General features: G+C 66.1%; 16 protein-coding genes. 9 read left to right on the top strand and 7 right to left on the bottom strand.

Annotation, left to right across the window (positions count from 1 at the left end; all coding sequences use genetic code 11):
- Positions 1–179 precede the first annotated feature (179 nt).
- Genes DSM104440_RS05995 through DSM104440_RS05980 form a run of 4 tightly spaced genes read right to left on the bottom strand, consistent with a single transcriptional unit; the run spans position 180 to position 4,967 of the window.
- Complete coding sequence (locus DSM104440_RS05995; protein ID WP_171161139.1) at positions 180–1,898, bottom strand: putative 2-aminoethylphosphonate ABC transporter permease subunit; 1,719 nt, start codon at positions 1,896–1,898, stop codon at positions 180–182.
- Between the two features lie 5 nt (positions 1,899–1,903).
- Positions 1,904–2,980, bottom strand: coding sequence for a putative 2-aminoethylphosphonate ABC transporter ATP-binding protein (locus tag DSM104440_RS05990; protein ID WP_171161138.1), 1,077 nt, complete (start codon positions 2,978–2,980; stop codon positions 1,904–1,906).
- Positions 2,977–4,005: a putative 2-aminoethylphosphonate ABC transporter substrate-binding protein gene (locus tag DSM104440_RS05985; protein ID WP_171161137.1), complete on the bottom strand. Its 1,029-nt coding sequence runs from the start codon at positions 4,003–4,005 to the stop codon at positions 2,977–2,979. The genes DSM104440_RS05990 and DSM104440_RS05985 overlap by 4 nt, the downstream gene beginning before the upstream one ends.
- The gene (locus tag DSM104440_RS05980) at positions 4,002–4,967 is read right to left on the bottom strand and encodes a LysR substrate-binding domain-containing protein (protein WP_171161136.1); all 966 of its coding nucleotides are present in this window, start codon (positions 4,965–4,967) and stop codon (positions 4,002–4,004) included. The genes DSM104440_RS05985 and DSM104440_RS05980 overlap by 4 nt, the downstream gene beginning before the upstream one ends.
- A 136-nt stretch (positions 4,968–5,103) precedes the next feature.
- Here DSM104440_RS05980 and psrA point away from each other — a divergent pair, with 136 nt between their 5' ends.
- The 9 genes from psrA (at position 5,104) to DSM104440_RS05935 (ending at position 14,967) form a co-directional block, all read left to right on the top strand.
- Positions 5,104–6,201 carry an iron-containing alcohol dehydrogenase PsrA gene (gene psrA, locus DSM104440_RS05975; RefSeq protein WP_212758232.1) on the top strand — a complete coding sequence of 366 codons (1,098 nt, stop codon included), beginning with the start codon at positions 5,104–5,106 and terminating at the stop codon, positions 6,199–6,201.
- The gene (locus tag DSM104440_RS05970; RefSeq protein WP_171161134.1) at positions 6,198–6,746 is read left to right on the top strand and encodes a TRAP transporter small permease subunit; all 549 of its coding nucleotides are present in this window, start codon (positions 6,198–6,200) and stop codon (positions 6,744–6,746) included. The genes psrA and DSM104440_RS05970 overlap by 4 nt, the downstream gene beginning before the upstream one ends.
- A gap of 24 nt (positions 6,747–6,770) precedes the next feature.
- Positions 6,771–8,093, top strand: a complete 1,323-nt coding sequence (locus tag DSM104440_RS05965) for a TRAP transporter large permease (protein WP_171161133.1) — start codon at positions 6,771–6,773, stop codon at positions 8,091–8,093.
- A 31-nt stretch (positions 8,094–8,124) separates the two neighbouring features.
- A complete protein-coding gene (locus DSM104440_RS05960; RefSeq protein ID WP_171161132.1) occupies positions 8,125–9,231 on the top strand; it encodes a TRAP transporter substrate-binding protein in 1,107 nt (368 codons plus the stop codon).
- A 112-nt stretch (positions 9,232–9,343) separates the two neighbouring features.
- Positions 9,344–10,072, top strand: coding sequence for a phosphonate utilization associated transcriptional regulator (locus tag DSM104440_RS05955; protein WP_171161131.1), 729 nt, complete (start codon positions 9,344–9,346; stop codon positions 10,070–10,072).
- Complete coding sequence (phnA, locus tag DSM104440_RS05950) at positions 10,069–11,319, top strand: phosphonoacetate hydrolase (protein WP_171161130.1); 1,251 nt, start codon at positions 10,069–10,071, stop codon at positions 11,317–11,319. The genes DSM104440_RS05955 and phnA overlap by 4 nt, the downstream gene beginning before the upstream one ends.
- A 3-nt stretch (positions 11,320–11,322) precedes the next feature.
- The gene (gene phnY / locus DSM104440_RS05945) at positions 11,323–12,717 is read left to right on the top strand and encodes a phosphonoacetaldehyde dehydrogenase (protein WP_171161129.1); all 1,395 of its coding nucleotides are present in this window, start codon (positions 11,323–11,325) and stop codon (positions 12,715–12,717) included.
- A 1-nt stretch (position 12,718) separates the two neighbouring features.
- Entirely contained in the window at positions 12,719–14,416 is a 1,698-nt protein-coding gene (locus DSM104440_RS05940; protein ID WP_171161128.1) for a Na/Pi cotransporter family protein, read from the top strand.
- 5 nt (positions 14,417–14,421) lie between these two features.
- Positions 14,422–14,967 carry a phosphonate degradation HD-domain oxygenase gene (locus tag DSM104440_RS05935; RefSeq protein WP_171161127.1) on the top strand — a complete coding sequence of 182 codons (546 nt, stop codon included), beginning with the start codon at positions 14,422–14,424 and terminating at the stop codon, positions 14,965–14,967.
- On the opposite strand, the gene DSM104440_RS05930 is transcribed toward DSM104440_RS05935, so the two are convergent.
- The 3 genes from DSM104440_RS05930 to DSM104440_RS05920 are packed head-to-tail and all read right to left on the bottom strand — an operon-like array spanning position 14,964 to position 18,234.
- A complete protein-coding gene (locus tag DSM104440_RS05930; RefSeq protein ID WP_171161126.1) occupies positions 14,964–17,642 on the bottom strand; it encodes a sodium:solute symporter family transporter in 2,679 nt (892 codons plus the stop codon). The two genes, DSM104440_RS05935 and DSM104440_RS05930, sit on opposite strands and share 4 nt — an antisense overlap.
- On the bottom strand, positions 17,642–17,842 hold the full coding sequence (locus tag DSM104440_RS05925) for a hypothetical protein (RefSeq protein WP_171159549.1): 201 nt from the start codon (positions 17,840–17,842) through the stop codon (positions 17,642–17,644). The genes DSM104440_RS05930 and DSM104440_RS05925 overlap by 1 nt, the downstream gene beginning before the upstream one ends.
- A complete protein-coding gene (locus DSM104440_RS05920) occupies positions 17,839–18,234 on the bottom strand; it encodes a response regulator transcription factor (RefSeq protein WP_171161125.1) in 396 nt (131 codons plus the stop codon). The genes DSM104440_RS05925 and DSM104440_RS05920 overlap by 4 nt, the downstream gene beginning before the upstream one ends.
- Between the last annotated feature and the right edge of the window lie 11 nt (positions 18,235–18,245).

The following is an 18,245-nucleotide window of genomic DNA, read 5'->3' as shown; positions in this document are numbered from 1 at the left end:
AATCTTGAAACACGGAGGACGCAGAGGACACGGAGGGCAGGAGGTGGTCGTCGCGAAAGCGGGGCATTGGCGTACGCAGGATCAGCACGTTCCTCGGGATCCCGTTGATCGCGCGGGCGAGGCTAACCTCCCCTCCTCAGTGTCCTCTGTGTCCTCCGTGTTTCAAGGTCTAGTTCGTTTCAGCTTCGCCAAGCCTGCGTGCGGCGATCGAGCCAGACTTGAAGGAAATAATAGACCACGCACATCGCGGCCGAGGTGAGGACCACCAGCGTGGCCATCGCCGCCGCCGGGCCGATGTCGCCCGCCTCGTCGAGATTCACGATCGCCACCGACGCGAGCGTGGTCTTGGGCGAATACAGGAACACGACCGCAGAGACAGTCGTCATCGCGTTCACGAAGAGGTAGCGGCTGATGTCGAGCAGCGCGGGCAGGCACACCGGCAACGTGACCTTGAAGAACGTGCGCCAGAACGGCACCCGCAGCGACGCCGACACCGCCTCGAACTCGTTGTCGATCTGCTTGAGCGCGGTGAGCGCGGTGAGATGCGAGGACGTGTAGTAATGCACCGTCGTGCAGATCACGATGATCGCCATGCTGCCGTAGATGAAATGCAGCGGGTTGCCCGCCTGCACGAAGAAGAAGATGTAGCCCAGGCCCAGCACCATGCCCGGCACGCCCATCGGCAGCACCGCCATCAGGCGCACGAACGGGCGGAACGCGTCGATCCCGCGAGTCTTCTCGAGGAGGTACGCCGCGCAGAAGATGAAAACGGCTCCCAACGTTGCGCACCACAGCGCCATCTTCACGCTGTTCCACCACGACACGATCACGCCCGCGTCGATGAGACCCAGGCGGTAGTGGTCGAGCACGAGCGAGAAGTTGTAGGGCCAGAGCTTCACGAACGAGCCGTAGACCGCCATGCCGAGGATCGCGAGCATGAGCAGTGCGAGCGTCCAGCAGAACGCCGTCATCGCCCAGTCGTACGCGGGCGAGGGCTTCGGCACGTACGGCACCGAACGCGCCGAGAGCAGCGCCTGCTGCCGCTTCTGCACGTAGCTGTCGACGACGTACGTCACCGCCACGGGCACGAGCAGGATGATCGCCACGACCGCGCCCTTCGGGAAGTCCTGCTGGCCGATCACGAGCTTGAAGATGTCGGTGGCGAGCATGTTGAAGTTGCCGCCGATCACCTTGGGAATGCCGAAGTCGGAAAGTGCGTAGGTGAACACCACCATCCACGCGCTGATGATCCCGTACTTGGCACCGGGCAGCGTGATCGTCCAGAACTTGCGCAGCGTGCTCGTGCCCAGCGCGTCGGCCGCTTCGTAGAGCCGCGCGTCGGTGAGCGAGAGCGCGGTGACGAGGATCATCAATGCGTGCGGGAAGGTCGCGAACACCATCGAGGCGACGATTCCCGATGCGCCATAAATCTGCGAGCCGCCCATCCAGCTTTTCAGCAACCCCTGGTTGCCGAACCAGAAGATGAACGAGATCGCCGCGAGCAGCGACGGCGCGAGGATCGGCACCAGCGCGATGTTGCGAAGCAGCGGCTTGAAGCGCATGCAGCTTCGCGTGAGCGCATAGGCGAACGTGAACGCGAGCGGAATCGTGATCGCGGTGACGAGCGTGGACACCCAAACGCTGTTCCAGATCGATTGCGCGAGCGACGGCGTATGGAAGTAGGTATTGAAGTTCGCGAAGCCGACGAAGGCCCCCGCCTTGTCCTCCACGCTCTTCACCAGGATCATGAACAGGGGTGCGAGCAGGAAGATCGCGAGCGCCAGGCCCACGACGATCAGCAGGCCGTTGCCGACGCGGTCCGTCCAGTGGACCTTGAGGTGTGTCTGCCCGAGGCCCGCCGACGGCTGGGCGTTGAGGGTCGGAGCCTGCGCGCTCACCGTGCCTACGCCGGTTGCGCTTCGAACACGCGCACGCGATCGGCGGGAATGGCCACGCGCATCGTGTCGCCCGGTTTCACGTGGAATTCTTCCATGTCGTTCACCGAGAGATCGGCGAAGAGCGGCTGGTCGATGCCGTTCATGCGGAACGTGAGGCGCGAATACGACCCGAGGAACTCCACCTTCTCCACCACGGCAGCGGCGGAGTTGGGCGTTGCGCCGCCCACGCCGCGCACGATCACGTCCTCGGGCCGGAAGAAGACGCGCAGGCCGGACCCATTCCCGGCGGGTGCATCGTTTTCGATCTCGAAGCGCTGCGCGCCGATCATCACGCGCTTGTCGCCCGCGCGCGTGGCCGGGAGCAGGTTGGTCTTGCCCACGAAGTCCGCGACGAACGGCGTCTGCGGATTCCGGTAGACCTCCGTGGGCGAGCCGATCTGGTCGATCACGCCCTGGTTCATCACCACGATGCGGTCGGCCATGGAGAGCGCTTCCTCCTGGTCGTGCGTCACGAGGATGGTCGTGATCCCGAGGCGCTGCTGGAGGCTGCGGATCTCTCCGCGCAGGCGAACGCGCACGCGCGCATCGAGCGCCGACAGCGGTTCATCGAGCAGCAGCAATCCCGGCGAGGTCGCGATCGCGCGCGCGATGGCGATGCGCTGCTGCTGGCCACCGGAGAGTTGCGCAGGAAACTTGGCACCCGAATCGGGCAGGCCCACGAGCGCAAGCAGTTCGTTCACGCGCGCATCGCGTTGCGCGCGCGCCATGCCGCGGTTCACGAGCCCGTAGGCCACGTTCTCGGCGATCGAAAGATTGGGGAACAGCGCGTACGACTGGAAGACGATCCCGTAGTCGCGCTTCATCGGCGGCAGGCGCGAGATGTCCTTGCCCGCCTGGATCACCGTGCCCGAGGTCTGCACCTCGAGCCCGGCGATGATGCGCAGCAGCGTGGTCTTGCCGCAGCCCGAGGGCCCGAGGAAGCAGACGAGCTCCCCCGGGTGCACGGCGAGGCTCACACCCTTCAGCGCGGTGAAACTCCCGAACTCCTTGCGGATGTCTCGGAGTTCGAGGAACTCGGTCATTTCTCGGTCTTGACCGCGTAACGCTTCTGCCATTCGGTGAGGATCTTGTCGCGGTTCTTCGCGGCGAACGCGAAGTCGTTCTTGATGAGCAGCTTCTCGAGATCGGCAGCGGCCGGGATGTGCTCGAGCTTCGTCGCCACGCCCGGATAGGCCACGATCGCGAAGTTCTTCGAGTACGCCTCGTTGGCTTCCTTCGACGCGACCCAGTCCATCAGCTTCTTCGCCGCATCCATCTTCTTCGTGGTCTTCATGATCGCCGAGCCTTCGATGTCGTAGCCCAGGCCTTCCTTCGGGAACACGATGTCGACCGGCGCGCCCTTCTTCTTCACGTCGTTGGCGCGGTACTCGAACGAGATGCCGATGACGAACTCACCGGCGCCCGACTGGCGGCACGGCTTCGAGCCCGAGTGCGTGTACTGCGCGATGTTTTCGTGCAGCGCGTCCATGTACTTCCATCCATCCGCCTCACCCCAGAGCTGCAACCACGCGGTGACGTCGAAGTAGCCCGTGCCCGACGAAGCCGGATTGGGCATCGTGATCTGGCCCTTGTAGATGGGCTTGGTGAGGTCCTTCCACGTCTCGGGCTTCGGGATGCCTTTCTTCGCGGCTTCGGCCGTGTTGAAGCACACCGCGGCGGCGTACACGTCCTGGCCGACCCACTGCGGCGGCTTCGCCTTGTCGCTGTACGTCGGGTTGAGCTTGTCGAAGCCCACCGGCGCGTACGGCGCGAGCATTCCCTCGGCCTTGAAGATCTCCAGGCCCGAAGCGGCGACACCCAGGATCACGTCGGCTTGCGGGTTCGCCTTCTCCGCGATCAGCTTGGCGATGATCACGCCCGTGGAGTCGCGCACGAACTTGAGGTCGATGTTCGGGTTCGTCTTCTGGAACGATTCCGTATATGCCTTGAGCTGGTCGGTTTCGAGCGCGGTGTAGACGAGCAGCTCGGTCTTCTGGGCCCAGGCGTTCAGGGTAAAGACGGCGGCCACGGCGGCGATGCACGCCTGCCGGCGGGAAATACGGGTCATGGGACTCTCCTGGTCTTGATGGGGGGTGGGGGCGAACCTGTGCGTCCGAGCCCATTATTGCGGGATTGGGCCGAATGCGCGAGTGCACCGCCGCCGGAGCGCTGCAGCTCGGCGACGATCTCGAGAAAGGCCTCGACGAGCCGCGCGCCGCGCCGCTCCTCCAGGCAAACGACGTGCGCGTGCGTGTACACATCGGCGTCACGAAGCCGGACCATCCTGATCTCCGGATCCGGGATGTATTCGACTTCCGACACGGTGCCCACGCCCACGCCCATGATCACCGCCTCGCGAATCGCCTCCCGGCTGCCGATCTCCATTACCACGCGCGGCGTGACCCCGTGATCGCGAAGCGCATCGTCGAAGGCCTTGCGGGTGGTGGAGCCCTCTTCGCGCAGGATCATTCCCTCGCCCGCGAGGTCGCGGATCGAGATCGACTTGCGGCGGGCGAAGCGGTGCGAACGGTGCACGAAGACCACGATGCGATGGCGGCTGTAGGGCACGGAATGGAAACGCGGGTCCTCGGTGTACTGCGCGAGCACGGCGACCTCGGCCTGGTAGTCGAGCAGGCGCTGCAGCACTTCGGTGGAATTGCCGACCCGCACGGACACCTCCAGGCCGGGATAGCGGCGATTGAAGCGCGCCAGCATTTCAGTCACGTGAAAGGGGCCGACCGCGGCGATGCGCAGGTGCCCGGACTTGAGCTCGCCCGAATCCTCGAGCAGGTGCACCGTCTCGCCCTCGAGCGTGAAGATGCGCTGTGCCAGCTCGTAGAGCTGCTCGCCCAGCGGGGTCAGCGACACCTTGTGGCCGCGCCGGTAGAAAAGCTCGATGCCGTAGGTCTCCTCGAGGAAGCGCACCTGCGTGGTGACGGTCGGCTGGCTGATGTGCAGCAGCTTCGCCGCGCCGGTGAAACCGCCCGCGCGTGCCACCGCGTGGAACGAACGCAATTGAGTCAGTCGCATGGTGCCCTCCGGCCTCCAACATAGCTTTTCTGAATGGTCGGGTGCAAATAAAACAATTTGATCTATGGACCGGCGGCGGCGCATGGTGCCGGGACCGGGCCAGCAAGAGCCGGAACACTCCGAGGAGGAGCGCTTCTTGAAGTCCGTCACGCACCGGTACCACAACCCGGTCGCCATTCGACTTGGCGCGGGCACGGTAGCGCAGTTGCCTGAAATCCTTGCGGGGCGCCGCGCGGTCCTCGTCACGTTCCCCGAAGCCGAAGGTCTCGGCCTGGTCGCGCGCCTGCGCACGATCCTCGGCGATTCCCTCGTGGCGGTCGAAGATCGCATCGAACCCAATCCCGACGTGAGCTACCTCGCCGCGATGTACGAGCGCTTCTGGCGCGAGCACGCGCGGGCCGATGTGGTGATCGCCGTCGGCGGCGGCAGCGCGATCGACACCGCCAAGGCATTGATGGTCGGCACGGAGAGCGGCCGCTTCGACGACCTCATCGCTCTACTCGCCACCGGGAAGCCCTTCACGCCCGCGCGCGTCAAGGCGCTCATCGCCGTTCCGACGACCGCGGGCACCGGCAGCGAGGTGACGCCGTGGGCGACGATCTGGGACAAGGCCGCGGGCAAGAAGCATTCGCTGCACCTGCCGCAGACCTGGCCCGAGGTCGCGGTGGTCGATCCCGAGCTCATGCTCACGCTGCCCGCATCAGTGACCGTGCAAAGCGCGCTCGACGCGCTCTCGCACGCGCTCGAATCGATCTGGAACGTGAATTCCAATCCGATCTCCGATACGTATGCGATCGCGGCGGCGCGCGAGGTCATCGCCACCCTCCCCGCGTTGCTGAAGGATCCGCGCAACGTCGAGCTGCGCGCCCGCATGGCGCTCGCCGCGTTGAAGGCCGGGATGGCCTTCTCCAACACCAAGACTGCACTCGCGCACTCGATCTCGTACGAGATGACGCTGCGCTTCGGCATCCCGCACGGCATCGCCTGCTCCTTCACGCTGCCGATGGTGCTCGGGCGCGCGGTCGGCGTGGACCCGGGCCGCGACGCGGTGCTGGGCGCGATCTTCGACGAGAACCTCGAGGGAGCGCCAAGGCGCCTCGAGAATTTCCTTCACGAAGTCGGCGTGCAGACGGACTTCTCCGCGTACGGCGTCGATGCGGAGGAATCGCGCCGCATGGTGATGAACGCGCTCGATGGCGTGCGCGGCAAGAACTTCATGGGGGTGAGGACATGAACCTGGGATGGATCGACCGCGTCACGCCGGCCATCGATGCGGCCAGCACCCTCGCCGGCAAGCTGATCGCCTGGCTCATCGTGCCGATGTTCTGCGTGTTGTTCTTCGAGGTGATGATCCGCAAGATCGGCCGGCCCACGCTCTGGGCCAACGACATCGCCACCATGTGCTACGGCGCGCACTTCTTCCTCGCGGCGGCGTGGACACTGAAGATCCAGAAGCACATCCGCACCGACTTCTTCTCGAAGGACTGGTCGCTCAGGACCCAGGTGTGGATGGATCTCGCGCAGTACATCCTGCTGTTCCTGCCCGGCATGGTGATCTTCACCTGGGCGAGCTGGCAGTTCGCCGCGGAATCCTGGGAGCTCAGGGAAGCGCTCATGACCACGTGGCGCCCGCCGGCCTATTGGTACAAGAGCATCATCCCGCTCGCCTCCATCCTCATCATGCTGCAGGGCGTGGCCGAGGTCCTGAAGTGCATCAAGACGCTGCAGACCGGCGTCGACTACCGCGCGAACCAGGAGGGCCCGAGTGAGCTCACCTGACCGCCGCACGATGGGAGCCCGGCCATGAGCCCGGAAGTCCTGGGACTCGTCCTGCTGGGGTTGATGTTCGTCGTCATCCTCGGCGGCTTCCCGATTTCGTTCACCTTGATCATGCTGGGCGTGGTCTTCGGCTACATCGGCCTGGGCGACAAGGTCTTCTACCTGATGACCTTCCAGGTCTTCGACACGATGACCGACACCGTCCTCGCGGCGGTGGCGATGTTCACCTTCATGGGCTACGTGCTGGAGAGTGCCGGGCTGATGAACCGGCTCTTCCACGCGGTGCAACTCCTGTTCGGGCGCGTGCACGGCTCGCTCTACCTCGCGACCATCTTCACCGCGACCCTCTTCGCGGCCGCGACGGGCATCGTCGGCGCGTCGGTGACGATCATCGCGTTGATGGCCGCCCCGGTGATGATGCGTTCGGGCTACGACGTGCGCATGTCGGCGGGCACGATCTGCGCCGGCGGCACGCTGGGCATCCTCATCCCGCCGAGCGTCATGCTCGTGGTGATGGGCCCCGTGCTGCAGGTGTCGGTCGCGCGGCTCTACGCGGGCGCGCTGCTGCCGGGCCTGCTGCTCGCGGGCCTGTATCTGCTCTACACAATGACGCGCGTGTGGATGAACCCGAAGCTGGGGCCTCCGCTTTCGAAGGAAGAGCTCGACGTCCCCAAGGGCTACGTCCTGCGCGAGTTCTTCTTCGGCCTCATTCCCCCGACGGCGCTGATCATCGCGACCCTGGGCTCGATCGTCACGGGCTGGGCCACGCCGACCGAGGGTGCTGCGATCGGTTGCATCGGCGCACTCGCGGTCACCGCGGCGCACGGCAAGCTCACCTGGGCGGTGTTCAAGGATTCGACCTACCGCACCGCGCAGACCGCGAGCATGGTGATGATCCTGCTCATGGCCTCGAACTTCCTGGGCTCCGTGTTCTCGGCGCTTGGGACGCCCTCGTACATCGCGCAGGCGCTCGTGGCGTGGAACATCCCGCCCGACCTGCTGATCCTCTCGATCCTCGCCCTGTGCTTCGTCCTGGGCTGGCCGCTCGAGTGGGTGCCCATCGTGGTGATCATCGTCCCGATCTTCCAGCCGATCCTCGAGACGCTGAAGGTGGACATGGTGTGGTTCAGCATCCTGCTCGCGGTGACGCTGCAGACGTGCTGGCTCTCGCCACCGGTCGCGCTCTCCGCGTACTACCTCAAGGGGATCATGCCCAAGTGGAACCTCGCGGACATCTACAAGGGAATGATGCCGTTCATGGTCCTGCAATGGATCGCGGTTCTCATCCTGTATTTCTTCCCGAAGATCATCCTCGTGCTTCCCAACCTCGCATTCGGAACGAAGTAGCGGCAACGACAACCCAGAAGGAGGAGAAGAGATGGAACGCAGAAAATTCCTGAAGTCGGCCGGCGCAGGCCTCGCGGTGGGCGCCGCGGCCGCTCCCGCGATCGTGCATGCCCAGGGCACGCAGCATCGCTGGAAGCTGCAGAGCGCGAACCCCGCGGGCACGCCGCACATGACGCTGCTCAACAAGTTCGCGACCAACGTGGACAAGATGTCCGCGGGCCGCCTGAAGATCGAGGTGCTCACGAGCGGCGCGATCGTGAAGCCCGACTCGATCCTCGAGGCGGTCAACAAGGGTGTCGTCGACAGCGGCCAGTGGTGGACGCATTACGCGACCGGCAAGCATCCGGCAGGCGGCCTCTTCAGCGCGCCGCTCGGCGGCTCGGGCAGCGGCCTCGACCAGATGGGCCAGCTCGCCTGGTACATGCAGGGCGGCGGGCGCGACCTCTACGTCGAGTACTACCAGAAGATGCTGAAGTCCGACGTGATGCCGTTCCTGTATGCGCCCGACGGCCCGGAGTGCTTCGGCTGGTTCAAGAAGCCGGTCACCTCGGTCGCGGAATTCACGAAGCTTCGCTTCCGCATCTCCTCGGGCCTGCCCTCCGACGTGCTGAAGGACATGGGCGGCATCCCGATGAACCTCGCCGGCGCGGAGCTCATCCCCGCGGCCGAGCGCGGCGTGATCGACGGCGTGGAGTGGATCAACCCGGCCAACGACATCAAGGTGGGCCTGCAGGACGTCTTCAAGTTCTACTCGATCCAGGGCCTGCACCAGGCCATCGACATCGCCGACATCGTGATCAACATGGCCAAGTGGAAGGCGCTCGGCCCCGACCTGCAGGCGATCGTCGAGACCGCGCTCACCACCTCGCTCTTCGACGCGATCCTCTACTTCCAGTACGAGAACGCGAAGGCGCTGGCCGAGATCAAGACCAAGGGCGTGACGGTGTTCGATGCACCGGCCGACTACGCGCCGGCCTTCATCAAGTCGGCGAAGAAGGTGCTCGCCGAGCTGGAGAAGAAGGACGCGTTCTTCAAGAAGGTGCTCGATTCCCAGCGCGCCTACGCGAAGCTCACGGTCCCGTACACGCGCGAGACCTCCAAGCTCTCGACGCTGATCGCGGGCGCCGCCGAGATCTGACCGCCTCACCGGCCGGGCCTCCCTCACGGGGCGCCCGGCCGTTTTTCATTTGACGGCCGGCTTGCAGATTGTCTACAATCTACTCCCCGCCTTTTCCGGACTTTCCCATCCCATGGCGTCCCTCCCGGTCGAAACGATCGCGCTCCTGCAGAAGCACTCGCTCCCGGCGATGGTCCGGCACGAGCTCGAGCGGCGCATCCTCGCCGGCGAGCTGCTCCCGGGCGCGAAGCTCAACGAAGCCGACATCGCCGACGACCTCAAGGTCTCGCGCGGGCCCGTGCGCGAAGCCTTCCGGGCGCTCGACCAGGCGGGCCTGGTGCGTACCGAGAAGAACCGCGGTGTGTTCGTCCGCGAGCTCACCCATTTCGAAGCCGACGAGATCTACGAGGTCCGGGCCGGCCTCGACGCGATGATCGGCCAGCTCGTCGCCGAGCGTTGCACGCCCGCGCAAGTGGAGGCGCTGAAGAAGCTCCTGAAGGAGATGGACCGCGCGGCGAAGAAACGCAGCGTCGACGAGTACTACCCGCTCAACGTCCGCTTCCACGACCTGCTCGCGCAGTTCACGGGCAACGAGACGCTGCTCGCGATGTACCGGCGCCTGGTGAACGAGCTCCACTTGTACCGCCGCGAGACGCTCGAGCACGGTCCGGAAAGCTTTCCGACGTCGACCAAGGAGCACCAGGCCATCGTCGACGCCATTTCCCGCGGCGACGCAGAAGCAGCGTCCCGCCTCCTGCACGACCACGCGATCGAAAGCCGCGAGCGCCTGCACCGCACGCTCGAGCGCGCCTCGATCCCCCTGCCGCGACCCGCGGCCAAGAAACGGAGGAAGTCCGCATGAACGCCCCCCTTGAAGTGAACGGCCGCAAATACCGCCGCCCCACCGATCCCGTCGTCGTGGTGTGCGTGGACGGCTGCGAGTTCGACTACCTCACCGAGGCCGCGAAGGCGGGGGTCACGCCCTACCTGAAGAGCATCCTCGATGCGGGCCAGGCATACCGGGGCGACTGCGTCGTTCCCTCGTTCACCAACCCGAACAACATCTCGATCGTCACGGGCGTGCCACCCGCGGTGCACGGCATCTGCGGAAACTTCTTCTACGACCGCGACGCCAACGCCGAAGTGATGATGAACGACCCGAAGTACATGCGCGCGGGCACCGTGTTCGCCGCGATGGGCGACGCGGGCGCGAAGATCGCGGTGGTGACCGCCAAGGACAAGCTCCGGAAGCTCCTGGGCTACAAGCTGAAGGGCGGCATCTGCTTCTCGTCGGAGAAATCCGCCGAGGTGACGCTCGCCGAGAACGGCATCGAGGACGTCCTCGGGCTCGTGGGCATGCCAGTGCCTTCCGTCTACAGCGCCGAGCTCTCGGAGTTCGTGTTCGCCGCGGGCGTGAAGCTCCTGGAGACGCGCCGTCCGGACATCATGTATCTCTCGACGACGGACTACATCCAGCACAAGTTCGCGCCGGGAACCGAAGGGGCCAACAAGTTCTACGCGATGATGGACAAGTACCTCGCGAAGATGGACGCGATGGGTGCGGTGATCGCGCTCACGGCCGACCACGGCATGAACGCGAAGCAGAAGCCCGACGGCTCGCCCAACGTGATCTACCTGCAGGATGTGATCGACAAGTGGATCGGAGAAGGCAAGGCCCGCGTGATCCTGCCGATCACGGATCCGTACGTCGTGCACCACGGCGCGCTCGGCTCCTTCGCCACGATCTACGTCGAAGGCGAAGACAAGGCCACGGTGGCGACGAAGCTCCTCAAGATGGCCGGCATCGATCTCGTGCTCGGCAACGCCGACGCCGCGAAGCGCTTCGAGCTGCCGCCCGATCGCATCGGCGACCTCGTCGTCGTCTCCGCGAAGCACGTCGTGGTGGGAACCAGCGCCTCGCGCCACGACCTGTCGGGCCTCGACGCCCCGCTGCGCTCGCACGGCGGTGTTTCCGAACAGACCGTGCCGCTGCTCTTCAACCGCCGCGTGGCGAAGCTGCCCGACCGGCGGCTGCGCAATTTCGACATCCTCGACATCGCCCTCAACCACCTGGAGGCGCGCGCGGCCACGGCCGCGGCCGCGGACTGAGCCATGAACGACCGAGCCCAGCAACAACGCGTCATCGAAGTCCGCTTCCCGTTCACCGGCGAAGTGGTCGGCACCGTGCCGATGGCCACGGTGGCGGAAGTCCGCGAGGCGTTCGCCGCCGCGCACAAGTACAAGCCGAAGCTCACTCGCTACGACCGTGCGTCGATCATGCAGAAAGCCGCGGCACTCCTTCGCGACCGCGTCGGCCCCGCGTCCGACCTCATCACGCGCGAGTCAGGTCTGTCGAAGAAAGACTCGACCTACGAAGTGGGCCGCGTGTGCGACGTGCTCACCTTCAGCGCGATGGAAGCGCTGAAGGACGACGGCCAGGCTTTCTCCTGCGACCTCACGCCCCACGGCAAGCAACGGCGCGTCTACACCAAGCGCGACCCGCTGCTCGGCGTCATCTCCGCGATCACGCCCTTCAACCACCCGATGAACCAGGTGGCGCACAAGGTCTGCCCTTCGATCGCGACCAACAACCGGATGGTGTTGAAGCCCTCCGAGAAGACGCCGCTCTCGGCGTACTACCTCGCGGAGCTGCTCTACGAAGCGGGGCTGCCGCGCGAGATGTTCCGCGTGATCACGGGCGACCCGCGCGAGATCGCCGACGAGCTGATCACCAACGAGCACGTCGACCTCGTCACGTTCACGGGTGGGGTCGCCGTCGGCAAGTACATCGCCTCGAAGGCCGGCTACCGCCGCATCGTGCTGGAGCTCGGCGGCAACGATCCGATCATCGTGATGGAGGATGCCGACATCGAGGAAGCGGCCACGCTCGCCTCGCAGGGCTCCTACAAGAATTCCGGCCAGCGCTGCACGGCCGTCAAGCGGATGATCGTGCACGAGTCGGTGGCCGATCATTTCGTGGAGCTGCTCGTGGCGAAGACGAAGGCCTGGACCTTCGGCGACCCGATGAACGCCAAGCTCGAGATGGGCACCGTGATCGACGAGTCCGCGGCGAAGCTCTTCGAGGCGCGCGTGAACGAGGCCGTCTCGCAGGGCGCGAAGCTGCTCGTGGGCAACCAGCGCCAGGGCGCGCTCTACTCGCCCACGGTGCTCGACCGCGTGGACCCGAAGATGACCGTCGCGATGCAGGAAACCTTCGGTCCGGTATCGCCGGTGATCCGCTTCAAGACCATCGATGAGGCAATTGCCATTTCCAACGGCACCGCGTACGGATTATCCTCGGCGGTATGCACCAATCGCCTCGACTACATCAACCGCTTCGTCTCCGAGCTGCAAGTGGGGACGGTGAACGTGCGCGAGGTCCCGGGCTACCGCCTGGAGCTCACGCCGTTCGGCGGGATCAAGGATTCAGGCCTGGGCTACAAGGAAGGCGTGCAGGAAGCCATCAAGAGTTTCACGAACCTGAAGACGTTCAGTCTCCCCAACTGAGTTGCTGACGCTCCTCAACCTCCTCGCTGCCGTCGCCCTGCTGGTGTGGGGCACGCACATCGTCCGCACGGGGATCCTCCGGGTCTTCGGTTCCGACCTGCGGCGGATCCTCTCGAAGAGTGTCGCGAATCGCTTCTCGTCCTTCGTGTCCGGGCTGGGCGTGACGGCACTCGTGCAGTCGTCGAGCGCGACCTCGCTCATCGCGAGCTCTTTCGTCGCGCAGGGCCTCATCACGTTGGGACCCGCGCTGGTCATCATGCTCGGCGCGGATGTCGGCACGGCGTTGATGGCGGTGGTGCTGTCGCTCGACCTGCGCTGGATTTCACCAGCGTGCATCTTCTTCGGCGTGGTGTTCTTCCTCTCGCGCAAGAACACCCGCGCGGGCCAGATCGGACGCGTCGCGATCGGCCTGGGCCTCATCATCCTGGCACTCGGGCTGGTCTCCGAAGCTTCCGCGCCGCTCACGCAGGCGCCCGGCATCAAGGTCGTGTTCGCCTCGCTCTCGGGCGATACGATGCTCGACATCCTCATCGGCGCGATCCTCACGGTGATGTCGTGGTCGAGTCTCGCCGTCGTCCTGCTTTCGGGGACGTTCGCCGCCACGGGCGTGATCTCCGTGGGCGAAGGCATGGCGCTGGTCATCGGCGCCAACATCGGCAGCGGCCTGCTCGCGGTGCTGGTCACGCTGAAGACGCCGGGCGATGGCCGCCGGGTCGCCGTGGGCAACCTGATCTTCAAGACGACGGGCTGCGTGATCTTCTACTTCGCGATGAAGCCGATTCTCCCGCTGCTCTCGAGCTACGGCGCAAGCCCGATGGCGCAGGTGCTCCATTTCCACGTGGCGTTCAACCTGACGATCGCCGTGCTGTTCTTCTTCTTCACCGACCACGTCGCGCGTCTCGTGACCCGGTTCGTGCCGAGCGTGGCCGCGCCCGTGAGCCAGGTCGAACCGCGCCACCTCGACAACGGCGCGCTCGTGACCCCGGCCCTGGCGCTCGCCAACGCCGCGCGCGAGACGCTGCGCATCGGCGACGTCATCGAGCAGATGCTCGACGGCATGCTCAAGGTGATCCGCACGGACGACAAGCAGCTCGTCGCCGAGATGATCAAGCTCGACGACGACATCGACCGCCTCTACACCGCGGTGAAGCTCTACCTCACGCAGATCAGCCGCGAGGCGCTCGACGAGAAGGACGGCCGGCGCTGGGCGGAGATCATGCAGCTCACGATCAACCTCGAGCACGTGGGCGACATCCTCGAGCGCATCCTCCAGGATCTGCGCGACAAGAAGATCGGCGAGCGGCTGAACTTCTCCGAGGAGGGCACGCGCGAGATCGAGGAGATGCACGACAAGCTGATCAAGAACCTGCGCCTGGGCCTCTCGGTGTTCCTCAACGGGGACCTCGCGAGCGCCAAGCAGCTGCTCGCCGAGAAGGAGGCCTTCCGCGACCTCGAGCGCCGCTACGCCGGCACGCACCTCGATCGCCTCTCGGGGCAGACGGTGCAATCGATCGAGACGAGCTCGCTGCACCTGGACATCATCAGCGACATGCGCCGCATCAATTCCTTCTTCTGCTCGACCGCCTACCCGATCCTCGAGCAGGCGGGCGAGCTGCGCTCGAGCCGCCTGCGCACGAGCGCACCGACGGGCGCCTACAAGCCGCTGCCCGCGGATCAGGTCCCCGGTCCCGCGAAGTAGCCGCCATGGGCCTGCGTCTCGCCGACATCGAGAAGCTGTTCCGTGACCACGGTCACATCGCCTACAGCGGCGAGGGCGTGAGCCAGCTCGAGCACGCGCTGCAGAGCGCGATGCAGGGGGAGCAGGAAGGCGCCGAGGAACCGCTGATCGTCGCGGCCCTGCTGCACGACCTCGGGCACTTGCTGAATCTCCAGGGCGAAACGCCGACCGCGCGGGGCATCGACGACCAGCACCAGTACTTCGCGATTCCCTTCATCCGGCCGCTGTTCGGCCCCGAAGTGATCGAACCCATCCGGCTGCACGTGGATGCGAAGCGCGCGCTGTGCTCGCTCGAGCCCGATTACTACGAAGCGCTCTCCGAAGACTCCAAGCGCAGCCTCACGCTGCAAGGCGGTATCTACACGCAAGCCGAGACCGACGCTTTCCTGGAGAAGCCGTTCGCCGAGGAGGCGATTCGATTGCGTCGCTGGGACGACGGGGCGAAAGTCGCCGGTCTCGCGACACCCCCGCTCGCGCACTACCTGGCGATGGTCGAGCGCTGCAAGCTCTAGACCGCCACCACCGGCAGTGAGACGCGGAAGGTCGCACCGACCTCCTGCGCCGGCTCGAGCGTGAGCTCGCCACCGAGGCGTTGCATGATCTGCGCGCTGATCGCGAGCCCGAGGCCCGCGCCTTTCTCGTCGGTCTGCGTGTGGGTGGAGCCCCGCATGAACTTGGAGAAAATGCGCTCGCGCTCGTCGGGCGGAATGCCCGGGCCGTTGTCCTCGACCAGCACTTCGTAGTTCCCCTCATGAACCCGGCTCGAGATGCGCACGCGCCGCTCGTCGTGCGTGTTGTACTTGACCGCGTTGGCGATCAGGTTGATGAACACCTGCGAGAGCCGGTCCGCGTTGGCTGAGACCGTGACCCCGTCGACGCCCGGCCCCGTTTCGATCGCCACACCCGCTTTCTCCGCAAGTCCCTGGCAGGCGCCGATCGACGCCTGGAGCGCGCGCTCGGGATCGAGGGCCGTGCATTCGATGGGAAGCTCGCCGCGTTCCAGCAGGTTGAGGTCGAGCGTGCTGTCGAGCAACCGCGTCAGCCGCACGCTCTCCTCGTGGATGATCCCGATGTAGCGCGCCGAGCGCGCCGGATCGATGTCGGGTGTCTTCTTGAGGATCTCCGCGAACGAGCGGATCGAGGTCATGGGCGTGCGCACCTCGTGGCTCACCTGCGAGAGGAAATCGTCCTTCTCGCTGTCGAGGCGCGTCAGACGGGCGTTGACATCGCGGAGCTGCTGCGCGGCGGCCTCGAGCTGCTGGCTGTGGGCTCGCGCCCGCTCCGTCTCGTCGGCGAGCCGCAGCAACTTGTCCACGCTGATCGTCTCCACCGTGACCACCTGCGAGACCATCGCGCGCGCCGACGCGCCGCCGACGCTGCCCGCGAGCTTGCGCTCGAGTTGCGTGATGAAGGCATCGTCGGCCACGGGCAACCCGCCGTCGAGCCCCTGCTCGCGCGCAGCCTGTTCGAAGAACTCGCGCGCCTCGTCGGCGCCGAGGATGCGCTGCGCAAGCACGCTGAGCTCGCGGACGGGGGCGGTGCGCCGGATGAGACCCGAGGCTGCATCGGCCGGCGTGCTGAAGACGTCCACGAAGAGCGTGGCCTGGAGCCGCTCGAGGGGCCGCTGCTCGCGCGCGAGCGACAGCGCCACGAAGAGCAGCGTGTTCACCGAGATGCTCCAGAAGACGGAGTGCACCAGCGGATCGAGCCCCTCCAGGCCGAACAGGGCGTGGGGCTTGAGCCACGCGAGGCCCAGGAGCCCGTCGCGCACGATGTCGGGCGTGACCAGGAACTCGAAGCTGGGAAGGAAGAGCGTGTACGCCCAGATGGCCCCTCCGGCCGCGAGGCCCGCGAGCGCGCCCGTCACGTTGGCGTTGCGCCAGAAGATTCCGCCCAGCAGGCAGGGCAGGAACTGCGCCACGCCCGCGAACGCGATGAGGCCGATGGCGGCGAGTGCTCCCGGCGTGCCGCTTAGCCGGAAGTAGAGGAAGCCCAGGAGCAGGAGCATGCAGATGCTCACGCGCCGCGAGCGCAGCAGGAAGCGGCGCACTTCGCCGCTCACGCCGACGCGCACCCAGTTCAGGTGCAGCGCCACCGGCATGATGATGTGGTTCGACACCATCGTGGAGATCGCGATGCAGGCTACGATCACCATCGAGGTCGCCGACGAGAATCCGCCGAGGAACGCGAGCATCGCGATCGTGTCCTGCCCCGCCCACATCGGCAGCGTGAGCACGAACATGTCGGGGTTGGAGCCCGCCGGCAGGAACGCGAGGCCGGCAATGGCGATCGGCAGGATGAAAAGGCAGATGAGGAAGAGATAGAGCGGGAAGAGCCACGACGCGGTTCGCAGGTGCCGCTCGTCGGCGTTTTCCACGACCATCACCTGGAACTCGCGCGGCAGGCAGATGATCGCGGCCGACGCGAGGAACAGCGTCGCGATCCAGCGCGCGCCGAAGGCGTCCTCGCCGTTGAGCATCTCGGGCGGCGCGTGCGCGAAGATGGCGCCGGGGCCGTCGCTGATGCCCCAGACCACGAGCACTCCCACCACCAGCAGCGACACGAGCTTCACGACCGCTTCGAGCGCGATGGCCGCCACCACGCCGTGGTGCTGCTCCTTCGCATCGATGTTGCGCGTGCCGAAGAGAATGGTGAAGACGGCGAGCCCCACCGTGATCCAGAAGCCCAGGCGGAAGTCGGGACCGCGGATCGGCAGGCCCGCGAGCGGGTCGGGGCCCGCGTGGCCGATCACCTGGAAGCTCGTGGTCACGGCCTTGAGCTGCAGCGCGATGTAGGGCATCGAGACCACGACCGTGATCAGCGTCACCAGCGCGGCGAGCGGTACGCTCTTCCCGTAGCGCGACGAGATCATGTCCGCGATCGACGTGACCCCGTGCTCGTGCCCGATGCGCACGAGCTTGCGCAGCACCACCCACCAGCCGATGAACACGAGCGTAGGCCCCAGGTAGATCGTGGCGAACTCGAGGCCCGAGCGCGCGGCCGAACCCACCGCGCCGTAGTACGTCCACGAAGAGCAGTACACCGAGATCGACAGCGTGTAGACGATCGGCGACTGCAGCCAGCCGAGGTTGCCCGAGCGCGCGCGCCGGTCGCCCACGTGGGCGACGAAGAAAAGCAGCGCCACGTACACCAGCGAGATGATGAGGACGAGGTTGGCCGGATGCATCAGTCGAGCCGGCGCGCGAGCAGCGCCGCGGCGACGATGAGTCCCACCCAGGTGCTGAAGACGTAGACCACGATGAGGGGCACGCCCGAGATTTCCCGGTGCACGGCGAACAGCGTGATCAGCGGCGGCATAAGGAGCGCGAGCCCCAGCAGCGGCAGCAGCGCGGCCGCATCGCGGATGCGTCCCGGCGGCGTCTTCACGCGGCGGCTGTGCCCGTCACGCGCCGCACCGCATCGACCACGTCGGTGTTCGCGAAGGGCTTCGTCATGAAAGCCTGGACGCCGATCTCCTCGGCACGGCGGCGATCCTGCGGCTGTCCCTTGGCACTGAGCACCACCACGGGAAGCTCGCGCAGCGCGGCGTCGGCGCGCACCTGCTTGAGGACCTCGAGCCCGTTCATCCTCGGCAGCATGATGTCGAGGATGAGCACGTCGGGCGGCTCGGAGCGCAGGCGCAGCATCGCGGCCTCGCCGTCGAGCACCGAGGTGACCGCGAAGCCCTCGCGCTCGAGCACGAAGACCAGCGACTCGATGATGTGGCGCTCGTCCTCGACGAGCAGCACGCGCTTGGGGCCGGGGCTTGCAGGGGGCATGGCGTCGTTCC

This window comes from Usitatibacter palustris (assembly GCF_013003985.1).
In the GTDB taxonomy this organism is placed as follows: domain Bacteria; phylum Pseudomonadota; class Gammaproteobacteria; order Burkholderiales; family Usitatibacteraceae; genus Usitatibacter; species Usitatibacter palustris.
This window is presented reverse-complemented; position numbering and strand designations above follow the sequence as displayed.

Coding starts and splice junctions, on each gene's coding strand:
- DSM104440_RS05990 (WP_171161138.1), bottom strand. CDS start 2,980: ATGACCGAGTTCCTCGAACTCCGAGACATCCGCAAGGAGTTCGGGAGT.
- DSM104440_RS05985 (WP_171161137.1), bottom strand. CDS start 4,005: ATGACCCGTATTTCCCGCCGGCAGGCGTGCATCGCCGCCGTGGCCGCC.
- DSM104440_RS05980 (WP_171161136.1), bottom strand. CDS start 4,967: ATGCGACTGACTCAATTGCGTTCGTTCCACGCGGTGGCACGCGCGGGC.
- DSM104440_RS05970 (WP_171161134.1), top strand. CDS start 6,198: ATGAACCTGGGATGGATCGACCGCGTCACGCCGGCCATCGATGCGGCC.
- DSM104440_RS05965 (WP_171161133.1), top strand. CDS start 6,771: ATGAGCCCGGAAGTCCTGGGACTCGTCCTGCTGGGGTTGATGTTCGTC.
- DSM104440_RS05960 (WP_171161132.1), top strand. CDS start 8,125: ATGGAACGCAGAAAATTCCTGAAGTCGGCCGGCGCAGGCCTCGCGGTG.
- DSM104440_RS05955 (WP_171161131.1), top strand. CDS start 9,344: ATGGCGTCCCTCCCGGTCGAAACGATCGCGCTCCTGCAGAAGCACTCG.
- phnA (WP_171161130.1), top strand. CDS start 10,069: ATGAACGCCCCCCTTGAAGTGAACGGCCGCAAATACCGCCGCCCCACC.
- phnY (WP_171161129.1), top strand. CDS start 11,323: ATGAACGACCGAGCCCAGCAACAACGCGTCATCGAAGTCCGCTTCCCG.
- DSM104440_RS05935 (WP_171161127.1), top strand. CDS start 14,422: ATGGGCCTGCGTCTCGCCGACATCGAGAAGCTGTTCCGTGACCACGGT.
- DSM104440_RS05930 (WP_171161126.1), bottom strand. CDS start 17,642: ATGCATCCGGCCAACCTCGTCCTCATCATCTCGCTGGTGTACGTGGCG.
- DSM104440_RS05920 (WP_171161125.1), bottom strand. CDS start 18,234: ATGCCCCCTGCAAGCCCCGGCCCCAAGCGCGTGCTGCTCGTCGAGGAC.